At 37.9% G+C, this 22,184-nt stretch carries 20 protein-coding genes and 1 pseudogene; 7 read left to right on the plus strand and 14 right to left on the minus strand.

The window, feature by feature from the left end; all coding sequences use genetic code 11:
• Positions 1-65: 65 nt before the first annotated feature.
• The 8 genes from fabG to ACFSUL_RS16930 form a co-directional block, all read right to left on the minus strand.
• A complete protein-coding gene (gene fabG / locus ACFSUL_RS16895) occupies positions 66-803 on the minus strand; it encodes a 3-oxoacyl-ACP reductase FabG (RefSeq protein WP_377937084.1) in 738 nt (245 codons plus the stop codon).
• 88 nt (positions 804-891) lie between these two features.
• Positions 892-2,283 carry a phenylacetate--CoA ligase family protein gene (locus ACFSUL_RS16900; RefSeq protein WP_377937085.1) on the minus strand — a complete coding sequence of 464 codons (1,392 nt, stop codon included), beginning with the start codon at positions 2,281-2,283 and terminating at the stop codon, positions 892-894.
• A 110-nt stretch (positions 2,284-2,393) separates the two neighbouring features.
• Complete coding sequence (locus tag ACFSUL_RS16905; RefSeq protein ID WP_071412485.1) at positions 2,394-2,786, minus strand: cobalamin B12-binding domain-containing protein; 393 nt, start codon at positions 2,784-2,786, stop codon at positions 2,394-2,396.
• Between the two features lie 35 nt (positions 2,787-2,821).
• Positions 2,822-4,534: an acyl-CoA mutase large subunit family protein gene (locus ACFSUL_RS16910; protein ID WP_377937086.1), complete on the minus strand. Its 1,713-nt coding sequence runs from the start codon at positions 4,532-4,534 to the stop codon at positions 2,822-2,824.
• 19 nt (positions 4,535-4,553) lie between these two features.
• Positions 4,554-5,498 carry a methylmalonyl Co-A mutase-associated GTPase MeaB gene (gene meaB, locus ACFSUL_RS16915; protein ID WP_377937087.1) on the minus strand — a complete coding sequence of 315 codons (945 nt, stop codon included), beginning with the start codon at positions 5,496-5,498 and terminating at the stop codon, positions 4,554-4,556.
• A gap of 32 nt (positions 5,499-5,530) precedes the next feature.
• On the minus strand, positions 5,531-6,244 hold the full coding sequence (locus ACFSUL_RS16920; protein ID WP_377937088.1) for a FadR/GntR family transcriptional regulator: 714 nt from the start codon (positions 6,242-6,244) through the stop codon (positions 5,531-5,533).
• Between the two features lie 121 nt (positions 6,245-6,365).
• Positions 6,366-7,133, minus strand: a complete 768-nt coding sequence (locus ACFSUL_RS16925; RefSeq protein WP_377937089.1) for a sigma-70 family RNA polymerase sigma factor — start codon at positions 7,131-7,133, stop codon at positions 6,366-6,368.
• A 106-nt stretch (positions 7,134-7,239) separates the two neighbouring features.
• A complete protein-coding gene (locus ACFSUL_RS16930) occupies positions 7,240-8,541 on the minus strand; it encodes an MFS transporter (protein WP_071412490.1) in 1,302 nt (433 codons plus the stop codon).
• A 1,189-nt stretch (positions 8,542-9,730) separates the two neighbouring features.
• Here ACFSUL_RS16930 and guaC point away from each other — a divergent pair.
• Positions 9,731-10,714 carry a GMP reductase gene (gene guaC / locus ACFSUL_RS16935; RefSeq protein WP_377937090.1) on the plus strand — a complete coding sequence of 328 codons (984 nt, stop codon included), beginning with the start codon at positions 9,731-9,733 and terminating at the stop codon, positions 10,712-10,714.
• Positions 10,715-10,835: 121 nt separating this feature from the next.
• On the opposite strand, the gene ACFSUL_RS16940 is transcribed toward guaC, so the two are convergent.
• A complete protein-coding gene (locus ACFSUL_RS16940) occupies positions 10,836-11,201 on the minus strand; it encodes a winged helix-turn-helix transcriptional regulator (protein ID WP_071412492.1) in 366 nt (121 codons plus the stop codon).
• A gap of 249 nt (positions 11,202-11,450) precedes the next feature.
• On the opposite strand from ACFSUL_RS16940, the gene hxlA reads away from it, so the two are divergent.
• The 3 genes and pseudogenes from hxlA to ACFSUL_RS16955 all read left to right on the plus strand — a co-directional run.
• On the plus strand, positions 11,451-12,083 hold the full coding sequence (gene hxlA, locus ACFSUL_RS16945) for a 3-hexulose-6-phosphate synthase (RefSeq protein WP_071412493.1): 633 nt from the start codon (positions 11,451-11,453) through the stop codon (positions 12,081-12,083).
• 8 nt (positions 12,084-12,091) lie between these two features.
• Positions 12,092-12,649, plus strand: a complete 558-nt coding sequence (gene hxlB, locus ACFSUL_RS16950) for a 6-phospho-3-hexuloisomerase (protein ID WP_071412494.1) — start codon at positions 12,092-12,094, stop codon at positions 12,647-12,649.
• Between the two features lie 578 nt (positions 12,650-13,227).
• Positions 13,228-13,650: pseudogene (locus tag ACFSUL_RS16955) on the plus strand (M20/M25/M40 family metallo-hydrolase); the annotation flags it as partial.
• Positions 13,651-13,791: 141 nt separating this feature from the next.
• Here ACFSUL_RS16955 and ACFSUL_RS16960 read toward each other — a convergent pair.
• The 4 genes from ACFSUL_RS16960 to ACFSUL_RS16975 form a co-directional block, all read right to left on the minus strand.
• Entirely contained in the window at positions 13,792-14,850 is a 1,059-nt protein-coding gene (locus ACFSUL_RS16960) for an LLM class flavin-dependent oxidoreductase (RefSeq protein WP_377937091.1), read from the minus strand.
• Positions 14,851-15,145: 295 nt separating this feature from the next.
• Positions 15,146-15,679 carry a response regulator gene (locus tag ACFSUL_RS16965; RefSeq protein WP_377937092.1) on the minus strand — a complete coding sequence of 178 codons (534 nt, stop codon included), beginning with the start codon at positions 15,677-15,679 and terminating at the stop codon, positions 15,146-15,148.
• Positions 15,680-15,770: 91 nt separating this feature from the next.
• Entirely contained in the window at positions 15,771-16,796 is a 1,026-nt protein-coding gene (locus ACFSUL_RS16970; RefSeq protein WP_071412498.1) for a fatty acid desaturase, read from the minus strand.
• 313 nt (positions 16,797-17,109) lie between these two features.
• On the minus strand, positions 17,110-18,066 hold the full coding sequence (locus ACFSUL_RS16975; RefSeq protein ID WP_377937093.1) for a TRM11 family SAM-dependent methyltransferase: 957 nt from the start codon (positions 18,064-18,066) through the stop codon (positions 17,110-17,112).
• A gap of 151 nt (positions 18,067-18,217) precedes the next feature.
• On the opposite strand from ACFSUL_RS16975, the gene ACFSUL_RS16980 reads away from it, so the two are divergent.
• On the plus strand, positions 18,218-18,703 hold the full coding sequence (locus ACFSUL_RS16980; protein WP_377937094.1) for a hypothetical protein: 486 nt from the start codon (positions 18,218-18,220) through the stop codon (positions 18,701-18,703).
• A 229-nt stretch (positions 18,704-18,932) separates the two neighbouring features.
• On the plus strand, positions 18,933-20,471 hold the full coding sequence (locus ACFSUL_RS16985) for a glycine betaine uptake BCCT transporter (RefSeq protein ID WP_377937095.1): 1,539 nt from the start codon (positions 18,933-18,935) through the stop codon (positions 20,469-20,471).
• Positions 20,472-20,586: 115 nt separating this feature from the next.
• On the opposite strand, the gene ACFSUL_RS16990 is transcribed toward ACFSUL_RS16985, so the two are convergent.
• Positions 20,587-21,414: a hypothetical protein gene (locus tag ACFSUL_RS16990; protein WP_377937096.1), complete on the minus strand. Its 828-nt coding sequence runs from the start codon at positions 21,412-21,414 to the stop codon at positions 20,587-20,589.
• Positions 21,415-21,895: 481 nt separating this feature from the next.
• Here ACFSUL_RS16990 and ACFSUL_RS16995 point away from each other — a divergent pair, with 481 nt between their 5' ends.
• Positions 21,896-22,144: an amidase family protein gene (locus tag ACFSUL_RS16995; protein WP_377937746.1), complete on the plus strand. Its 249-nt coding sequence runs from the start codon at positions 21,896-21,898 to the stop codon at positions 22,142-22,144.
• Positions 22,145-22,184 lie beyond the last annotated feature (40 nt).

Below are 22,184 nucleotides of genomic sequence, written 5' to 3' on the forward strand. Positions count from 1 at the left end.
TCAGCTAAAAAACAATACTCTTTACAAAACATCCTAATTTTCATACCTGTAGATTCCATTACTACCTATATTACAAGACCACCATCAACACTAAGAATTGATCCGTTTATATAACTTGCATCATCAGAAGCTAAAAATAAGTAAGCTGATGCAATATCCCTAGACCTCCCAAGCTTTCGCAATGGCGTTTTTGCTTTCATCATATCTAAAACTTTTTGCGGAACCTTTGCAGTCATATCTGTTTCAATAAAACCAGGTGCGACCGCATTGACTCTAATTCCTTTTGGACCAAATTCTTTTGCCCAACTTTTCGTCAGTCCGATGACTCCTGCTTTTGTTGCAGCATAATTTGTTTGACCGATGTTACCATGAATTCCTACAACAGACGAAGCATTGAGGATAACGCCCGCCCCTTGTTCTAACATAAACGGGGCAACTGCTTTTGTACATTTAAATACTCCTGACAAATTCACCGAGATGACCTTTTCCCATGAATCTTCGTCCATTTTTGTCAGTAATCCATCAATCGTTATTCCTGCATTATTGACCAATATATCAATTTTCCCATATTTCTCTAGTATTTTTTGTACCATCCATTCTACTTGTTCTGTATCTGTAACATCGGCAGGAATAAAGGTTATTCGCTTATCATTTCCTAGTTCGTTTTGCATTTTCCTACCCGCTTCTTCATTAAAATCACTAATAACGACATTTGCTCCTTCATGCAAAAATTCCTGAGCAGTAACCTTCCCAATCCCATTGGCTCCTCCGGTAATTAATGCCACTTTCCCTTCTAACCTCATTAATTATCCCTCCCATTTATATAGAAGAAACTAGAGGAAACATTGTACTCGTTCTCTCCTCTAGTTTAAATCGTTTTACAGTTTGAAATTAAGCTTTAAAGTTACGTTTATCCACAACACGCTTTGCTTTAAACTGCGTTCTTTCTAAAGTACCCATTGGAAGTAATTCGATTTTAAATGTTACGCCAGTCTCTCTTTTCAATCCTCGGGAAATTTCCTCCCTTAATTCTTGCTTATTTCGGGATCCTAATGTTTCACATCGAATTGTTACTTCATCCATAATATTTTCACGATCGACAACCATTATAAACTCTTCTCCGAGTCCATCCATATTTCTAATCACATTCTCTACTAAACTGGCATATACATTAACTCCCCGAACGGTTATCATGTCATCAATTCTTCCATAAATACCTTTAGGAAGACGAGGGTATACACGTCCACACGGGCAAGGTTCATCTGTCCATGTAGTTAAATCTCCTGACCAGTAACGAATTACTGGTTGTGAAGTTCTTTCTAATGGTGTATAAACGGGTACACCTTCCCCACCGTACGGCACAAGTTTTTTACTATGTTGATCAACTACTTCTGTATACACAATATCTTGCCACAAATGGACTCCTTTTCTATGTTCGCATTCCGTATTACTCATCCATGGTGTAACTTCCGCCATCGTACCCGAATCAATACAAATACCACCAAACGTCTCTTCAATTTTCCGCTTCGTTGATGGCACACCAGCACCCGGTTCTCCTGAGAAAAATAAAATTCTAAAGCCGAATTCTTTCGGATCGACACCCTTTTCTTTTGCCTTTTCAGCAAGATATAAGGCATAGGATGGAGTACCATAAAATACAGTAGGTTTTACGTCCTTAAGCCAAGGAATTGCTTTCTCTGTTTGTCCCGATTGTCCTGCCCCAAACGGGAATGTTTGAGCTCCTAGTCTTTCTGCCCCAATAAGTGCTCCCCAGCTTCCTATATATAAACTTAGTGGTGAACCAATAAACACTAAATCACTTGGTCGCATTCCAAAACTCCACATAATGCGTGCATGCTGATGGGCAATTCTCTCCCAATCCTCCTTACCAAAGGAGAATATCGTTGGTTTTCCTGTAGTACCGGAAGTTCCTTGAATACGGTGAACTTCCGAACGTGGAATACAAACATTTGATCCAAAAGGTGCGTATTCTTCCAAATCTTCTCTGATTTCTACTTTCGTTGTAATGGGTACCTGTTCATAGTCCTTTAAATTTTTTATATCATCGGGATGAAAATCAACTTTTTTCCATTTTCGTTGATAGAATCCAGAGTTTTCATAAGCATACCTCATCACATGCTTCAATTTCGCAAAAACAATTTCGTCTAATTCCTCTTTAGAAGCCGTTTCAATATCTTTATACCAATATTTCTCATTATCTTCTGGAATATAATCACTATTATATTTTGGTGGCCATTGCTGGACAAGCGAGGTTTTTGGCATATTTTTACCCCCATCACTATTAGTAAATAAAAACTCCTCACAAACTTTCCTATGATTCTATGAAAAATTACAAATGAGCATATAAGGGGGGATTACTCCCCCACCTCTTTTTAGGTAATTCCGTTCTTTACCTTGGATCGGATAAACGTAGCAATACTTTCAATCCTTGTCTCAGGGCCAAACACTTCCGCAATTCCAGCTTCTTTAAGAAGCGGAATATCATCTTCGGGAATAACGCCTCCCATAACGACTAATGCATCTACTCCTTTTTCCTTCGCAATTTGGACAACTTTGGGACCTAATGTTAAATGATTCCCACCTAATGTGCTTAATCCAATAACATCTGCACCTTCTTGAATAGCTGCATCTACAATTTGTTCTGGAAACTGATTCCCTAAATAAACTACTTCCATCCCTTCATCTCTCAACATCCTTGATACAACTAGGGCACCACGCCAATGGATATCTAATCCAAGTTTCGCCATTACTACTTTTACATGCATGAAGAATTCCTCCCCCAATTTTTTATTTATCTAAATTAAGCTAATGGAAATTGCCAAAGACCAAATTCTTCACGAAATACTTCTTCTATTTCACCTAATGTACCGTAAGCTAACACCACATCTTTTATATAAGGCATTAGGTTTACATCTTCATGGCACTTTTGTCTCAGTGTAGCAAGCGCATTTTCAACCTTTTCCTTATTTCTTTTTTTACGAAGATTTTCTAATTTTTCTTTTTGACGCTTTTCTGCATTTTCCGGGTATCGGAAAACTTCTACCTTCGTCTCGTTTTGTTCTGTTGGGAAATAATTAAGGCCTACTATTTTATGATTGCCTCTTTCGATATCCTGCTGCATTTTGTAAGCGTAATCCGAAATCTCACGATGCAACCAACCTGATTCCACTACCGATACAATTCCGCCTTTGGATTCTATTTCTGAAATATAATCACGAATACGTTGGGCCATTTCTTGAGTGAGATTTTCGACAAAATACGAGCCTGCTAGGGGATCAACCGTATTAACGACATTGGTTTCTGCCTGTATAATTTGTTGTGTTCTAATCGAAATTAATGCGGATTCTTCTGTTGGAGCGGAATATGCTTCGTCATAGGAGTCAACATGTAAAGATTGTGCTCCCCCTAGCACTGCGGCAAGACCTTGAATGGCTGATCGAGCGATATTATTAAGTGGTTCTACTTTTGTCAGGGTAATTCCAGCCGTTTGGACATGGAAACGCATTAAATGCGATTTAGCTTCTTGTGCATGGAAGCGTTCTTCCATTACTTCATGCCACACTAATCTAGAAGCTCTACATTTCGCAATTTCCTCAAAGAAATCATTGAATAAGTTCCAGAAGAAGGATAAACGTTTTGCGAAGTCATCAATTTTATTTCCTCTTCTAATTAATTCTTCTGACGTCGCAATCGCATTAGCGATGGCACATGCAACTTCCTGAACAGCCGTCGTTCCTGCTTCCCGTAAGTTATAACCGTTGTAGCTTACAGGGTTCCATCTAGGAAGATTTTTACTTGCGTATTCAATCGCATCACATTGTAATCGGAATGATGCTTTCGGCGGTAAAACTTCTAAAGAACTTCCGATAGCCGTCTCCATTAGAAAATCATTTTGATTTGTACCGGAAAGCTTTTCTAACGGGATTCCCTTCTTTTCTGCCATGGCTGCAAACATCGCCATTACCACCACGGTTGTACTCGGAAGGTGCGTAACAATATTACTTGAAATTTCATCAATTGGGATGCCTTCATACAATGCTTCTATATCTTCTAACGAATCAATTGCAACGCCTGCTGCACCTACATGACCTTCTGCCTCTGGATCATCTGAATCGTAGCCACGAATTGTAGGAAGGTCTAATACAACACTAGTACCGGTAGCGCCATTTTTGAGTAAAAACTTAAAGCGTTCATTTGTATCTTCCGGTGTTCCAAACCCCGCAATTTGCCGAACAGTAAACAATCTGCCTCGATACATATTCGGATAAACACCGCGAACATACGGAGCCTCACCGGAAAATCCAATATCTTTTAGATAATCAATATCTTTAATATCTTCCGGTGTATAAAGTAGATTAATAGGAATGCCTGAATCAGAATAATACTGTCCTTCTCCATCTTTCCCTTTCACTTTCGTCTTTTGCCACCGTTCTTTTTGAGCTTCTATCTCCTCCATTACCTTACGATCAAAAAGCTTTTTTTCTTGGTTTACATTTGTAGTATTATTAGACATATTTACCTCCAAAATATTTTTATTTTTCGGCAAGGTTATTTACAATCAAATGTGACACGGTAAAAGGATCAAGCTTGCCATCTTTCACCTCTTGAATCTTCTGTTGTACGAAGTCCTCTTCCCTGATGTATTCGTCTACTCTTTTCGAAAGCAAACTTAGAATACTATGATTTAATCTCGTAATATTTCTTCGTTGTCGTTTCTCTTTCCACAATCCTGATTGAACCAAATACTCTTTGTGTTGATGAATATGAGCGATTAGCTCCTCCACTCCCTCTTCCCTTGTTGCGACTGTTTTCTGAATGGGTGGCCTCCAATCACTTTTATCAACTGATTCTCTAACCATTTGGTTTATATCTTTTACACTTTCATCCGCACCTGGTCGGTCTGCTTGATTAATCACAAATAAGTCAGCGATTTCCATAATACCTGCTTTTAATGTTTGTAGAGAATCTCCCAAACCAGGAACATTTACTAAAACAACGGTATCCGATACTTCCAAAACATCGAATTCTATTTGCCCTACTCCTACTGTTTCAATCAAAATGATGTCTTTTTCGTAAGCATCAAGCACCTGTACCACATCAGCAGTCGATGCCGCTAGCCCGCCAAGATTCCCCCTTGTTGCTAAACTCTTTATAAAAACATTAGGAAGTTTCGCCAATTCCTGCATTCTAATTCTGTCTCCAAGCAAAGAGCCTTGCGTGAATGGACTAGTAGGATCGACACAAACAACCCCAATACTTAGCCCTTCCTCCACTAACTTTTTACAAAGTTTCGCGACCAAGGTACTTTTTCCAGCACCCGGTGGACCTGTTATCCCAATGATGTGCGCCTTTCCTTTACGGGAAGAACTTGCTTTCAATATTTCAATACTATCTTTTGTTTGATTTTCTACTTCTTTTAATAACTTACCTAAGGAAACATCATCTTTTTCCTCGAAATATTTCGTTAATTCTCTCAAAAACCCACCTCCAGATTAGAGAGATTTATCTATCATTCTTCTTTTACTAACCCGAGTTCCATTTGTGCATAAGTTAAATGTGCGGACATTATTTCCTTTGCCTGTTCTGGAGCCTTATGTTTTATCGCCCTATAGATAGACCAATGTTCCTCTTGGAATCGTTTCAATACTTCAGGGGATGTGGCTAACTCCCTTCTAGTTGTTTGTATCTGTTCCCCTAACAAATCGGAGATAACTTCCATTAGAATCAGCAGCATTTTATTTTGAGACGCTTTCACAATCGATTGGTGAAAAAGAAAATCATAGTAGGATTGCGCTTCATCGTCTTCACTTAAATAATGTTTATCCATTTCTACGAGAATATCTTGTATCTCTTGTAAATCATTCTCCGTTCTTCTCGTTGCGGTTAACTTTACCGCCTCCTTCTCAAGAATCGTCCTTACTTCAAACAACTCCTGGGTATCTAACCCCCTAGATACTGCAACCAAAGACATAATACTTTTTAGATTTTCTGGATTTGCTTGGGTAATAATTGTTCCCTCTCCTGATCTTCCTTCGATAATGCCTAAAACACTTAAAACTTTAAAAGCCTCTCTTAGTGAAGAACGACTGATTCCCATCGATTCCGAAAGTTCAATTTCATTAGGGAGTTTTTGCCCTATCTTCAATTTCTTTGTTAAAAGTAAGCTTTTAATTTGATCCAAAACTTCCTCAAACTTTTTCTTCTTTCTAATCTCCTTAAACATCGAAAACCCCTCCATTGACTATATTTGTGGACATAATGGATTTACGAAACTTTTATAATCTAATTGCAACGTTTACTACGATTAAACTGTTTTGTATGTTTGTCAGACAATGGGGGCAAAGCTATAAACAAGAACCTATTTCTCTTCTTATACTTTGAAATGCAGCTGAAAGATACTTCGTAACCATTGACGGTGAACAACCAATAATTTTTGACACTTCTGTCTTACTAAATCCATTAAAATAATGAAGATAGATGACTTTTCTTTGTTTTTCATTTACATAAGCTAAGAGCATTTTCACCAATATATTATTAATTGCTTGATCCTCTACACTTTGTACTTTCCCCCTTAATTGTTGTAAAGGCTGAATAAACATATCTAAACTGTTTTTCGTCATGCTTTCTTGATAGATAATTTCTTGCATGCCATAAACAAGATCAAATGCATCATCCTTATTTATTTCAAAGAATTTCATGGTTTCGCTTATAGAAGGATCCTTTTGTTTACGAAGCCAATACTCTTCATGAAATTTTTTATATTTTGGATACAACTCACGAATTCTCTGTGGGATTACAATCATGTTAGACCCATTAGAACGCGAGAAATTCCTTAATTCACCCTTAATAGATAAATAGGAATACCTTACCCATTCATTAGGAGATAAATTCAGGTCCATTTTTCGAATAGCATTAAATAATCCAATGTAGGAAGCTTGTAAAAGGTCCTCCCATTCGACCTTGTTCACAGCCATAAACTTAGCAGGTGATTTGGTATACTCCTTAATGACATATTTCACAAACTTATTAGCTTCTTTACTTTGAATTAAATCATTTAGAAAGTGTTGGTTTTCCTTTGCTTTAGTTAAGACCTCTTTGTTCATCAAAAACATTTTTTCTCTCCTACTTTCAAAAAAATGGTCAAGAGATTTTATTTTCTCGCCACTATAAATATATGAGGTAGGTAAGCGGTACTTGACATCTCTTGACCTAAAAAACCTAATCTAAAACTTGTTTTGCCGAAATCATAAACTTGGTTAATATCGCTCCCACGAGTGCAAGTGCCGCACCTAAAAATAATACGTATTGCCAAGATCCCATAAATACGATAAGGAATCCCGTTAAAGCTGGTGCAATAATTCCAGCAACCGTACCAGAAGTATTCATAATTCCAGATAATGTACCTGCTGATTTTGGACCTATATCAATCGGCAATGTCCAAAACATCGTAAAATTAATCCCTAGACAAGTTACTGATAAAGTAATGTATGCTAGAGCTGCCCATTCATTCGGAGTATATGCACCTAGTGCCATAAATATTGCTGTACCTAGAAATGAAATATACATTGGTATTCTTCTTGATGTAGTAAGGCTGTTTTTCTTTAATAATTTATCCGAAAAAACACCTGCTAGATTCATAGCGATAAAGGCTCCAAGCCAAGGTAATGCACCATATATCCCTACATTTAACAAGGTAAAACCTCTTTCTTTCATAAAATAGGCTGGTAGCCACGTCAGATACAAATACCAATTATAGTTTTGGAAGAAGTATATTAAAGTAAGTCCCCAAACCTCTTTTACACGGAACATTTTTGACCATGGAATTTTCACCTTATCCGTTTCTTTCGTTCCACTAGTATCTTCCATTTCTGCTAATTCTTCTTCTGTAATAAATGGATGATCTTTTGGATTATCAGTAGCAATCTTAAGCCAAACTATTGCCCAAATAATTCCTAAGCCACCAAACAAATAAAAGGATGCATGCCAATTAAATTGAGCTGTGAGCCAGGTAGTAATAGGGGCAGTAATCATTACCCCAATAGCCATTCCTGACATATTGAGACCTTGCCAGCGCCCCCTCGTGTGGACGGGAGACCATTTTGAAACTACAGAAGTATGAGATGGGAAATTAACCGCTTCCCCTACGCCTAATAGAAAGCGAATGATTAACATTGAAGCAAAGCCCCAAGCTAATGGAGTAAAGATGGTAAAAATAGACCAAATAAGGACTCCAAGAGCAAGAAATCTAACTCCTCCCCATTTGTCCGACATCCATCCAGCAGGAATTCCAAGTAGAAGATAACCTACAAAAAAAGCGGATGCTAAAAGGCCAAATTGTTGTTCATCCCATCCGAATTCTTCCATCATCGTGACGGCCACAATCGAAATGTTGGAACGATCTGTATAGGCAAGGACGGTACTTAAAAAGATGAAAAACATTACCCACCAACGGGCTTTTATCTTTCTTGGAGATTTCGGAGCTTTTGGATCCTTTGTTTTTCCTGACGGTGTTTTTTCCATTAGCAATCCCCCTCCTTTTTTTACAGAAATGGTTGGCAACACCTTATAGAAGTTTGTTTTTCTGTTACTTTAAAACCTCCTTCCTCTTATAGAAAGCGTTTACAAAATAAGGCTGGAATTAAACGGTAGGCAAAGTGCAACTGTTTGGGTGGATTTAGAGAAATAAACGAGGATTTTTAGTAAGAGTATTACATAATTTCAAGTCCGTTTGTCTGACAAACAACCTTTGAGTTTAATATATTAAATGATTCCAAAATATATGCAGGCAAAAAACGAAGAATCTCACATTTTAATAACTATTGACTCAACCTCTATCACTTTTACAAATCCTTACACTAGAAAAGGAAAAATTATACTTTATTAATCTAAGAAAAGAGCCAAAGCTAACAACCAAAATATAAATAAACGTAAGAACAACGAGCTCGATGACACTTTTCTGGATATTACTGTTTCACCTAACAGCAAGAACATAGTCACAAATAATGGTGATCAACAAACTGCTGGTAGAACTATTACTAGTGATAACTCACAATCTATCACTAATTATTCACCAGATTTAGATTATACTTTTACAAATGATGAAGTCCCTTAAACCTTCCATCAACTAGTAAAATGCTCTTCGAGGAAGCCAAACAATCGAAGAATACTGGAAAGTAATCCAAAATAGTTGCTTACCGCAATAATCGCGAAAACAAGAAAGACCAAGTCATAGGTAGTGCGATTTACTTTTTTAAACAAATAATAAATAAGTTGAAATGAACAAAAACCATAAAAAAGCCCATTGCCTATTTCTACAGAATCTTGAATAAAAAGTTCGAACATCTCTATTTTGAAGAGTTAGCAGAGATGGAGGTTAGCGATGAGAATTGTGATGATGAAGTTATGTATAGCTTGGGTTTAGGGAAGGCATTATTTTCATAATGGTAGAAGCGTCTGTTTGATAGCTACCTCTTTTCTCCATAGTCATTCTGCGTTTCATGCAGCGTGATGCGCCAATAATTTATCCACTCGCAACTAGATACTTGTGTTATTCAGACTCCCTTTCATTTGTTACATGATGACAAACTACAGGAAATGAAAGGCGTTTCAAAAAAATTTTGACACATGAATAAAAATAATGTATATTATCAAATGTACGAACGATTTTAAATATAATTAATTATAATATTCGTGTTTGGGAGTGTGTATCATGGAAAATGTGTTTGATTACGAAGATATTCAATTAATTCCGGCAAAATGTGTGGTAAATAGCCGATCCGAGTGTGATACAACGATAACATTAGGTGGACATTCATTTAAGTTGCCTGTCGTGCCTGCAAATATGCAAACGATTATAGATGAAAACATTGCACTTTATTTAGCAGAAAATAATTATTTTTATATTATGCATCGATTTGAACCAGAGAAGCGATTAGCTTTTATTAAAGACATGCAATCACGTGGACTATTCGCATCAATTAGCGTTGGTGTCAAAGAGGAAGAGTATGGATTTATTCAACAATTAGCCGACGAACAGCTTACACCGGAATACATTACGATTGATATCGCACATGGTCACTCCAATGCAGTAATAGCGATGATTCAGCATATTAAGAAACACTTACCTAATAGTTTTGTTATTGCAGGAAATGTTGGAACTCCAGAAGCAGTAAGAGAATTAGAACATGCTGGTGCGGACGCGACAAAAGTTGGTATTGGACCAGGTAAGGTATGTATTACGAAAATTAAAACTGGGTTTGGAACTGGTGGCTGGCAATTAGCTGCGCTACGTTGGTGTGCAAAAGCAGCAAGTAAGCCAATTATCGCAGACGGAGGCATTCGTACACATGGTGATGTAGCGAAATCGATTAGATTTGGTGCATCAATGGTCATGATTGGTTCCCTATTCGCTGGACATGAAGAATCTCCAGGTGAAACATTTGAAAAAGACGGAAAGCTCTATAAAGAATACTTTGGTTCCGCTTCGGAATTCCAAAAAGGTGAAAAGAAAAATGTAGAAGGTAAGAAAATGTATGTAGAGCACAAAGGCTCTTTACAAGATACATTAAATGAAATGGAACAAGACCTCCAATCCTCTATTTCTTATGCGGGTGGAAACAAATTGGAGGCTATACGTAACGTAGACTATGTTGTTGTTAAGAACTCGATCTTTAACGGGGATAAAGTATATTAATAGTTTTTGATAATTTTAGGATTTATTATAAAAACGGAAAGACTGTTTATAGATAAAACATTCTTTCCGTTTTTTGAATTGTTTTTAAAAGAACATTTGCTAGCTTCTTATAGTATGTACTTTACTTAATTTCTTCTTTTGTTTCTGTTTTATTCGCCATCACTGTATCCATATAATTTTTCCCCCAACTATACATGGATTCCAATATCGGCATTAGACTTCTTCCTTCTTTGGTCAGCGAATATTCCACTTTTGGTGGAACAACTGGATAAACTTCTCTTCGAACAATTAAATCTTCTTCTAGTTCTCGCAATTGGTTGACAAGCATTCTTTGCGTGATGCCTGGCATGAGAGCCTTAAGTTCACCAAATCGCTTTGTCCCTTCCTTGCCTAAATGCCACAAAATAAGCATTTTCCATTTTCCACCGATCACAGAAAGAGTTAATTCTTTTTCACAGTTAAACACTTTCCCTTGCATGCGTGACACTTGTACCACCTCCAAGTCCATTATAGTGCACAGTATACATTTTAACACTATGTAAACTTTTTAACACTATATAAGTTTTTTAACACTATGTAAAATAAAAGTGCGTACTTACAAATAATAAAGATTGGTATTATACTCATGTCTGTGCAGTAAATATACATTATTTTATTTTACAGCTATTTCGAAAGATAAAATGGTGATAGTAATACTGTTCAACAAATTAAAATTATTACTAGGGGGATTTTTTTAATGCAATTACAATTAGCACTTGATTTAGTTAATATACCAGAAGCGATTGAGCTTATAAAAGAAGTAGAAGAACATATTGATATCGTCGAAATTGGCACACCAGTTGTTATTAACGAAGGCCTTCACGCTGTTAAAGCAGTGAAAGAAGCCTACCCAAATTTAACTGTACTAGCTGACTTAAAAATTATGGATGCTGCAGGATATGAAGTGATGAAAGCATCTGAAGCTGGAGCTGATATTATTACGATTCTAGGGGCGGCTGAAGATGAGTCCATTAAAGGCGCTGTTGCAGAAGCAAAAAAACAAGGGAAAAAAACTCTTGTAGACATGATCGCTGTAAAAGATAAAGAAGCTCGCGCAAAAGAACTGGACGCCCTTGGTGTTGACTATATTTGTGTTCACACTGGTTACGACCTTCAAGCGGTAGGTCAAAACTCATTTGAAGATCTTAGAACCATTAAATCCGTTGTAAAAAATGCTAAAACTGCTATAGCAGGTGGAGTTAAATTAGAAACACTTCCAGAAGTAGTTCAAGCACAACCTGACCTTGTTATTATAGGCGGCGGTATCACCGGACAAGCTGATAAAAAAGCTGTTGCGGCAAAAATGCAAGAAATGATTAAACAAGGGTAATCAAGACAATGCAAACTACTCAATACTTAACGGAAGTTCTTAAAGAGTTAAACCGTTCAGTAGACCTCATTTCAAATGATGAAGCAGAAAAATTGGTAAATGGGATTCTCGAATCAAGGAAAGTCTTTGTAGCCGGTGCTGGAAGATCTGGGTTTATGGCTAAGTCCTTTGTCATGCGAATGATGCATATGGGAATTGATGCTTATGTAGTAGGAGAAACCGTCACTCCAAACTTTGAACCTGATGACATATTGATCATTGGTTCTGGCTCAGGAGAAACAAAAAGCTTAGTTTCTATGGCGAAAAAAGCAAAAAGCATTGGAGGAACAATCGCCGCTGTAACGATAGTTCCTGAATCTTCCATTGGACAATTAGCAGATAATACAATTAAACTACCCGGCTCACCTAAAAATCCGGACGAAGGCGATTACACAACCATCCAGCCAATGGGCTCTCTATTTGAACAAACTCTTTTACTTTTTTATGATGCAATCATCTTAAGGTTTATGGAGAAAAAGGGATTAGATACCAATAAGATGTATGGCAAACATGCCAATCTCGAATAAAAAATCCCTCTAAAACATAGCTAGCTAGCCAAAAGACTACAATTTATGAAATAAACATTAGGGTCTTTCGGCTAGCTTTAATATTATTTTGAATACTAATTATGGATAACAGGAAGAAACCAGTAGTTATAGATGAAAAAGCAGCATAGGCTACTTCCTCGCTTAACCGTTGAAACCCTGCCTATTTCACTTATTGCAGCCATCCTCCCCATTCTCCTTTTACTAAATCTGATCCGGCAGCACATTACTCGCCCGACAAAGCACATAATAATCAAAGTCCCCCTTTAACTTTCTACCTCTTTTATTGCCAATAGCTATTTCCTCTAGAACTATTTCTAAAAATGGCAACCGCTACTTTAACCTTCTAATCGTTTGCCAAATCGAGTCATCACTTATTTGTTTTACTAACGGTCCTTCAAAAAGCTTCCTTTCAATCTCGCTATTTGTTATCACCTTATCTGATCGTAAAATCGTATAAAGAATATAAAATGCAGGTGTTTCTAGCTAGTATCTCCCCTCCCTGAAGCACACTTCATATCCTTGCTTGTTAATCGTTAAAAGAACAACATTATAAGGGAAACGTTGCGTTTACAATGAAAGAGGAAATTGGCTTAATCGGAGCGACAGAAATCGATCAAGAATTCCTAGAAGGTGTAGACTGTGCAATCGTTGTCAATCGGCGAGGAAACCGTGATATTGTCACTTTCTATGCTGATACTATAGCATTCTGCCCAGAAGGCTATGGTAAAATCTTTGAACAAGCCGGAGTCCTCGCTGGAATGGATGATTGGAAAATTACTGCGGGAGGGTCTAGCGACGCAAGATTCTTTTCTAAATACGGAATTCCTTCTGTTACTCTCTCCATTAGCTGTATCCATGAGCATACTAAGGAGGAAGTTGTCGATTATTTGGCTACTTATGAGACACTAAAACTGATTGAAGGGGTGTTGCATGGACAAATTTGCGAATGTGTTGAGGGAAGTATGAAAGAATTAGCTTAAGGGACAGGTTACCTGTCCTAGCTACCTTCTACTTACAAGGTTTTCAATATTTCTTCTGATGAGGAAAATAATTGGCTGGGGCAATAAACTTGCCCCTTGCCCCTCGTCACTATCCAAAAAGGAGAGGAAAATGTTGCTAACTTACTCTTCCACGCTCCCAACTTCCCATTTAGCTATTTCCTCTCGAACTATTGGTGCCACTTCTTTTCCTAAAAGTTCAATGGCCTTCATTACATCATCATGAGGCATCGTGCCAACTGGTACGTGCAGCATAAAGCGTGTGATGCCGACATTCTTTCGAAGGTGAATAATTTTTTCCGCTACCGTTTTTGGATCACCTACATATAATGCTCCTTCAAAACTGCGAGCAGCATCAAAACTTGATCGATTATACGGCCCCCAGCCACGTTCCCGTCCTAATACGTTCATTGCTTGCTGAGTGGATGGGAAAAATTTATTTGCTGCTGTTTCGGTATCTTCGGCAATAAAACCATGCGAATGTGACGCAATCGATAACTTAGCTATATCATGCCCTGCCTTATTGGCTGCCCTCTTATAAAGGCGAACGAGTGGTTCAAATTGCAGCGGTCTCCCTCCAATAATTGCTAGAACAAGCGGGAGCCCTAGAAGGCCTGCACGAACGACGGATTCCGAATTACCACCACTGCCAATCCATATGGGTAAAGGTTCCTGAACAGGACGCGGATACACACCAAGATTTTGAATAGCAGGCCGCTGTCCACCTTTCCAAGTCACTTTCTCAGACTCTCGTATTTTTAATAACAACTCTAACTTCTCTTCGAACAACTCATTATAGTCTTGCAAATCATAGCCAAACAATGGAAACGATTCAATAAATGATCCCCTCCCCGCCATAATCTCTGCACGTCCATTTGAAATTGCGTCAAGAGTAGCAAAATCCTGAAACACGCGTACGGGATCAGCAGAAGAAAGGACTGTAACTGCACTGGTCAACCGTATCCTTTTTGTCTGCGACGCAGCAGCACTCAGCACCACTGCGGGAGATGACGACGCATAATCTTTGCGATGATGTTCTCCCACCCCAAAGACATCTAGCCCTACCTGATCGGCAAGTACAATTTCCTCTACAACTTCACGAATTCGTTGTGCATGGCTAATCACTTCACCCGTTTCAACATCCGGCGTTGTCTCTACAAACGTGCTCACACCTATTTCCACAATAACCACTCCTACTCTATGTTTCGTTTTAGTTCATATGTATTTTACTAGTACTACACTAAATTCACATTACTTCCTTATTATAACATTTAAAAGAACCGGTTCACTTAACAGTGAATTTTTTATAAAAATAACTTCTAATTTACTAATAAGAAGTCAGCACTTCCATAAAGAGGGCTAACTCATTATCCCCTCGGAAAAGAAAACAACCTTACTGCAAAAGGAATAAAAATATAAAAAAACGGAGTGAGGAACTCCCCACTCCGTGAATATCAAGGGTATTTTCAAATACCCTCTAACCCGTTGGTAATTTCATTTTGTCCATCAGTGTTAAAAAATAACCTTTCACTGTTTTACTTGTGTTCCTTTGCTCAATCGAAGTTCTACCTGGATTCTGATTTCTAACTAACCGGTTTACTTCCAATTTCTCACTGGTATCCTCGTCCATTAGATCAGGAGAGTAAATTCGTATTCCAGCCATAATACTGCGAATCGAGCAAGCTAACTCCTCGCTAGGACTGTCCTTTAATAAATATCCTCTTATATCAGCTGCTACTATCCGTTCAAAATTACCGGCCTTTGCAAATGTTGTTAAAATCATTACGTTGCATTCAAATGACTTTAGAGATTCTGCTGCCTCTAGTCCGCTCTTTTTAGGCATCTCCAAATCCATAATACAAACATCCGGCTGTAATCGGTGCACAAGCGCAAGTGCCTCTTCCCCATTGCTCGCTAGCCCGACTACTTCCATATCCTCTTCCAAATTGAGAAGAGAACCAATTGTCCCCAGCATCAATTCTTGATCCTCTGCAATTACAATTCGAATCATTTACGTACTCTCCTTATCGGGCTGTTACTAAGACTAAGTAACAACTCCCCTTAAAAATCATAGTAAGGGGAGTCAGCCAGGGGTGGTGAAATTATAGTTCAGGTTTTGCTTGAGCCGAAATACTCGTTTTAGGCAAAGTCTTGACGTCTTTAAAGCTTACGAAATTCTTTCTTTCTTCATCCCATAGACGAAAACGAAGTGACTTTAAACTCGTAGCAAGTGAAATCGTCGGTACATGTTGTAATTCGGGAATATTATTGTGTATCTCTTCCAATCGATAGTTAGGCACCCTTGGACTTAAATGGTGAATATGGTGATACCCGATATTTCCAGTCAAAAATTGAAGCACTTTTGGAAGCTTATAAAAGGAGCTTCCTTCTACTGCTGCTTTTACATACTCCCACTCTTTGTCTTCTTCAAAATAGGAATCTTCAAATGTGTGCTGTACATAAAATAGCCAAACGCCTGCAGCACCTGAAATCATGAAAATCGATCCCTGTACGATAAGGAACGACTGCCATCCGACTAGTAAGCAAAGGACTGCAACCGCAAAAGCGATGATGCCATTTACCAAATACGTGTTCATGCGTTCTTTCTTTCTCGCACCTTTACGATTAAACCTATTTTTTAAAAGAAAAACATAAATCGGTCCTAATCCGAGCATAACGAATGGATTGCGATAAAAACGATATGCTAAACGTAATTTAAGCGGTGCTTGCCTATATTCCTCCACCGTAAGCGTCCAAATATCTCCCGTTCCCCGCTTATCCAAGTTACCACTTGTCGCATGGTGAACAGAGTGATCATGTCCCCATTGATCAAATGGAAATAACGTGAGTACACCCATAATCGTTCCAACTACTCTGTTGGCACGACGGCTTTTAAAAAAGGAAAAGTGGGTACAATCATGAAAGATAATGAAAATTCTAGTCAAATATCCCGCAGCAATTACAATTGGCACGAGAGCTAATAAATAAGATATGGATAAGCTTTCATAAGCAAGAACCCATAAAATAATAAACGGAACAATCGTATTAATAAGCTGCCACACGCTTTCTTTTGTTGTTGCTTTTTTAAATGAAGCTACTTGTTTGTTTAATGTTTTAAGGTTTGTCATTAATTTTAATTCCCTTCTTTGGGGTGGTAAGAACAACTATAAAGGAAATAAACTGAACTTGTAAGTAGTAGGTGTCATGGGTTGGACATGACAGATGTCATGTATGAGCGATTTCAACGCAACTTTTTTTATAAAATTGGATCTAATCTTCTAGCAAAATGAATACCTTAATGGTACTTAAAAGCTATACTAGCAACGACAGCGAGTCATTAAATAATTTCAACAAAAAAAGAGCAGGGAACTAATCCTGACTCTCTCATTTAGTGACACTTATTCAATTTTTTTAAAAGATTTACGAAAGAGTAGACTATCTTTATTCACAAACAAGCACCTGTCGAACAAATCTCCCCTTACTCACTTCGCAACGGTCAACAATCTCAAATCCAGCTTCTTTCATAACAGAATCAACCTCTTCTAGCGTCACAATGACTACTTTGGTCGCAAACCGCCTAGCACTTTGAAGCATCTCAAGTTGCTCATCAGCCGTAATAACAGAACATAAGTTGTAAGGTAGATCAATAATCGCTACATCATAGTTGTTCGTAACGTTATTAATATCCTTTAACGTCACTTCCCCTTCTAAACCAAAATGAGCAATATTCTCTTTCACTCCTGAAAGGATTAAAGGATTACGATCACTGCCAACGATGTCTATCCCCATCGACAATGCCTCCACAAGAACCGTTCCAATTCCACAACAAGGATCAATCATCTTGACGCCAACAGGGTCTGGGGCAGCAATATTAACGACAGCTCTTGCGACACGCGTGCTTAGTGCCGTCGAATAACTATGCGGTTTATTTTGGTGTCGCAACCAAACGGCTTGATTTTTTACATAGTTCCCAAATACCCAACGTTTATCAATTTTCATAATACCGAACCATTTTTTCGGATGGATTAACTCCGCTTCTCCTTTAATATGCAAACCAACTTCTTTTTCAATTTTTCGCCGTTCTTTAAATCCTACTTTCTCGGAGGAATCAGCATTAGGGTTTTGTACAAAGAGTAGTTTAAACCCATCCTCAAATTTCTCTAACTTTTTCACCTGTTCCACTAACTCACTGAAGCTATTACCCTCGCAAATCACAGACAGTCTTTCTTTTATGAAAGGACTTCTACTAGGATCTATCTTTACTGAACTTTCTAGAATACTAGATTCAGAGCTTTTTCCAAATAAAACTCGTCTTTCTAAGGCACATAACGAACCTTCATTTTCTTCCCAAGAATAGCTGTATAAATAAGATTTCTTCTCTATTGTAATCAACTCCATACGATGGTTAAAATCTCTTATAATACTCTTAGCTCATTGTAACATAGGGATGGAGGGACTAAGCTTCCGTTTACAATATTCACAAATAAGGAATAGGCACTTCCATCTATATCTCCTCATAAGATGAATTATCTGAGGCGGGGGTGATTGATTGAAACGATGGTTAAGAGCAATGATTCTGACCTACCTTTCCCTGTTGTTTTTTGGAAGTTTTTTAGCGGTAGGCATGTTGCGAACGGGTGCCCTTGAGAAATCACTACCATTCATTTCAGAAATCGAAATCTTTTTGTATTATTTCTTTGCCGGAGCTATCGGAGGGTCATTACGTCATCTTTACATGTTTTGTTTTTACTATATGAGAGGTGAATTAAACGATTATAAAGAATGGATAATGTACATTTTTTATCCTATTTTTGCAACAGGAACAGCTGTCGTTGCCGTTACGTTAATACAAAGCGGTATATTATTAGTGGAGTTCACCGAGTTTGAAGATGCACCTTATGCACAAATAAGCATTGCCTTTTTTGTTGGGTTTGGTTTTAACCGATTTGTCAATAAACTTAATGTTGTATCCAAAAACTTATTCGAAACAAACAATGATAAACATAACAACAATAAATCTGAAATAAATGAATGAACCTAGAATCAGGTTATGGTCACTAAAAAAATAGCTTTAAAGAGTTTCAAAAATAAAAGAAGCTATCCTATTCGTTAGCTTCTTTTATTGTCTGGATACTGGACATTCTGACTATGGGTTGATCCTTATATTTGCGAGATACTCGGCACACACGTTCAGGATAAATATTTGATGCGAGAGGTAGATTAAGGGATAATAGACGTTGATTAATTATAATTGAGGTGAAATTGTGAGGAATGTAAGTTCAGTTTTTTGGTACGCACTTTCTATTTGTGCAGTACTTGTGGTTTGGGGTGCGATTGCTCCTGAGCATTTACAAACTGTATCATCCAAGGTAACAACGTATATCTCCGAAGCATTTGGATGGTACTATCTATTAATAATCATGATATTGTTGGCTTTCTGTATCTTCTTAATTTTTTCTCGTTTTGGAAGAATTAAACTAGGTAAAGAAAGTGATAAACCCGATTTTAGTTTACCTACATGGTTTGCTATGTTGTTTAGTGCTGGAATGGGGATGGGGTTGGTTTTTTGGACAACTGCCGAACCAATTTCCCATGCATTTAAAAGTCCACCAGGAGCCGAGGCTGGATCTAATGAGGCAATTAAACAGTCGCTCCAATATTCTTTTTTCCATTGGGGGATTCACGCTTGGGCAGTGTACGGAGTTGTAGCGCTGGTATTAGCTTATTTTAAATTTCGTAAGGGCCTTCCTGGGTTAATTAGTGCGACGCTTATCCCGATTTTTGGAGAAAAAAGCATGCGAGGACTACCCGGAAAGTTAATTGATACACTAGCTGTCTTCGCCACAGTGGTAGGTGTGGCTTCCACTCTTGGCTTTGGATCCGCACAAATTAACGGTGGATTGGCTTATCTTTTCGATTTACCGAGTAATTTCGGCATGCAATTGTTGATTCTAGCTATTTCCACTGTTCTATTCATTTTTTCTGCATGGTCTGGAATAGGGAAAGGCATTAAATACTTAAGTAATATCAACATGGGGCTCGGGTTTGCATTATTGTTGCTATTATTTATTGTTGGTCCTACGTTATACATTTTAAATATGTTTACAACGACACTCGGCAGTTACATAGCTAACTTTTTTGATATGAGTTTTCGCCTGTCTCCGTTAAATGAAAAAGGACGGACATGGATTGACAATTGGACAATCTTTTACTGGGCATGGTGGATATCCTGGGCACCATTCGTGGGAATTTTTATCGCAAGAATATCTAAAGGGCGTACCATTAAAGAATTTATGCTTGGCGTACTTTTTGTTCCCGCGTTAGTATGCTTTATCTTTTTTGCCGTATTTGGTGTTTCCGCATTAAATATTGAGCAAAACGGAATTGATGCCATTTCTAACTACTCTCTTGAAACAACAACGTTTGGTGTTCTTCAGCATTATCCATTAGGTGAACTTATGTCGCTAGTAACCATCGTTGTCATTGCAATCTTTTTCATTACTTCCGCCGATTCAGCAACGTTTGTACTTGGAATGCTAAGTACAAAAGGCTCTATAAATCCTGCTAACTCTGTTAAAATCGTTTGGGGTCTTGCTATGTCAGCAATGGCGGCCATTATTGTCTATTTCGGCGGTACACAGGGACTGCAGAATATGTTAATTATTGCAGCACTACCGTTTTCCATCGTCATGTTGCTGATGGGAGGCTCCTTTTACAAGGCGGCCAAAAAGGAATTTGCAAAAGGAACAAAAAGAAAAGAACGGAAGAAGAAAAAACAAGAACAGGACCCTGAACTAAGTTAGAAACTTTAAAAGAGAGCTCTTCTCTAGCTTAGTGTATTAGGAACAGCCTATACAACCACCCTCATGCTTTCAATCAGCTGAGGGTGGTTTTTAGTAGATACCCGTCGTCCCTTCATCAGTTTCTAATATTGATGCTAGATAGAATATAACTCAACACTAGTGTTATTAGGGAAAAGAGTACCGCAATAGCAGAAAAGGCGAGTACATAGGCATTATATTCTGCCATTCTCACTATAATCTGATAGCTATTGAAACCTAGTATTCCACCAGCTATGTTTATGAAAACTAATAGACCAAAAATTGGCAAAAGCCCTTTTGCAGACCCTTGAATATCCTTTTTACTTAGGGAAGTATGAGAAGAAATACAAATAGCGATCAATAGAAAAATCCAAAATAAAGGATTTATAAGATTATGAAGAGTAAAGAGACTTTTACTTAGCTCAAGGACCGCTCTCCCTGTCGTCTTTAAAACACCTATCCCCAACTTTTCAAACGTAACATGTTGGTGAGTGTATGCTATAAATGACTCGTAGGATTCAGGTATCAAAAGGTACATTCCAAACATCAGTGACCCTATTCCACTAAAAATTGGCCCTAAACCGATAAAAAAATTCCCTATCTGCTGGTAAATACTGTTCGGATTGTATTGGTGTTGAACAAACCCAAGAACACCATCACCATGATGAAATTGCAATAACTTCACCCTTATTACGCGATGCCCCCAGATGAAACACTGTATTAGATGCCCAATTTCGTGAATCGGAACTCCAATCCAGGCAGTTAAAAGAACCCCTTTTGGTCCAAAAGCCTTGACAAAATAGGCATTGGAATACCTTTCAAGAACCCCTATCACCAATCCAACAGTAATGAATGTACCTACAAGGTATAGTAATTCTATAAAACTCAGCAGCATGGTATGTAAAATAGATGATAGTAAACTCATATCTAAATTTTTATCCCTTCAGCAAGTATCTTTGTTAACCATGTTACACCATTTCTACAGGAGTAATACCAAATAAGGGGTGCAAGCCTGCTAAGTGGAGAAGTTCAAATTATGGATTTACAACTCTTTTTTTAAAATACTCAGTCATTTATCAAATCAACATAATTCAAAAAACTAGCGATAACTTTAATATACTCTTCTTGTTCTTCAATATATAGCATATGTGCCTCTGCTCAAATACGTGGAATTTCCCATTCGGAGTTAGAGTACTAAAATATACTGTTGATTTAGGAGTTGCTTCATCATAGCGACCACAAGTATACAGAGTGAAACATTGATTCCCTTTAATTGTTCAGTACGGTCAAAGTCTTGTAGATTTCCGGTCACGTGAAACTCAGGGGTTCCCCCACATGACAGTGTAAACCTGCTCCCTGTCAGCCAAATAACGCCATTTAATACTGAACTCGAATATCCGAAAGACATTAACGGAATGGCTATGAAAACATATCTTGACTGGATGCGTTCGTGCTACTACGTTTCAGCCACTGGTCATCCAGCACTCTCCGTTCCAGGTGGATTTACTCCGGATGGGCTTCCTATCAGATTACAAATTGTTGGGAAACACCGAGCCGATTTCGAGGTCCTCCAGGTAGGATATGCATTCAAGCAGGCAACTGGATATGGGAAACATCGTTCAGAACTTGCCAAAGCCCCTGCAATATCCTCTTAAGCACGTACTAGAAAGAAAAAAATACCCGAACAAGCTTTTC

The organism is Bacillus seohaeanensis, assembly GCF_042684945.1.
Taxonomy (GTDB): Bacteria; Bacillota; Bacilli; order Bacillales; family Bacillaceae_B; genus Rossellomorea; species Rossellomorea seohaeanensis.

Coding starts and splice junctions, on each gene's coding strand:
- ACFSUL_RS16905 (WP_071412485.1), bottom strand. CDS start 2,786: ATGCATGTAAAAGTAGTAATGGCGAAACTTGGATTAGATATCCATTGG.
- ACFSUL_RS16970 (WP_071412498.1), bottom strand. CDS start 16,796: ATGACAAACCTTAAAACATTAAACAAACAAGTAGCTTCATTTAAAAAA.
- ACFSUL_RS16910 (WP_377937086.1), bottom strand. CDS start 4,534: ATGTCTAATAATACTACAAATGTAAACCAAGAAAAAAAGCTTTTTGAT.
- fabG (WP_377937084.1), bottom strand. CDS start 803: ATGAGGTTAGAAGGGAAAGTGGCATTAATTACCGGAGGAGCCAATGGG.
- ACFSUL_RS16965 (WP_377937092.1), bottom strand. CDS start 15,679: ATGATTCGAATTGTAATTGCAGAGGATCAAGAATTGATGCTGGGGACA.
- ACFSUL_RS16930 (WP_071412490.1), bottom strand. CDS start 8,541: ATGGAAAAAACACCGTCAGGAAAAACAAAGGATCCAAAAGCTCCGAAA.
- ACFSUL_RS16925 (WP_377937089.1), bottom strand. CDS start 7,133: ATGTTTTTGATGAACAAAGAGGTCTTAACTAAAGCAAAGGAAAACCAA.
- ACFSUL_RS16920 (WP_377937088.1), bottom strand. CDS start 6,244: ATGTTTAAGGAGATTAGAAAGAAGAAAAAGTTTGAGGAAGTTTTGGAT.
- hxlB (WP_071412494.1), top strand. CDS start 12,092: ATGCAAACTACTCAATACTTAACGGAAGTTCTTAAAGAGTTAAACCGT.
- ACFSUL_RS16900 (WP_377937085.1), bottom strand. CDS start 2,283: ATGCCAAAAACCTCGCTTGTCCAGCAATGGCCACCAAAATATAATAGT.
- guaC (WP_377937090.1), top strand. CDS start 9,731: ATGGAAAATGTGTTTGATTACGAAGATATTCAATTAATTCCGGCAAAA.
- ACFSUL_RS16990 (WP_377937096.1), bottom strand. CDS start 21,414: ATGAGTTTACTATCATCTATTTTACATACCATGCTGCTGAGTTTTATA.
- ACFSUL_RS16975 (WP_377937093.1), bottom strand. CDS start 18,066: ATGGAGTTGATTACAATAGAGAAGAAATCTTATTTATACAGCTATTCT.
- hxlA (WP_071412493.1), top strand. CDS start 11,451: ATGCAATTACAATTAGCACTTGATTTAGTTAATATACCAGAAGCGATT.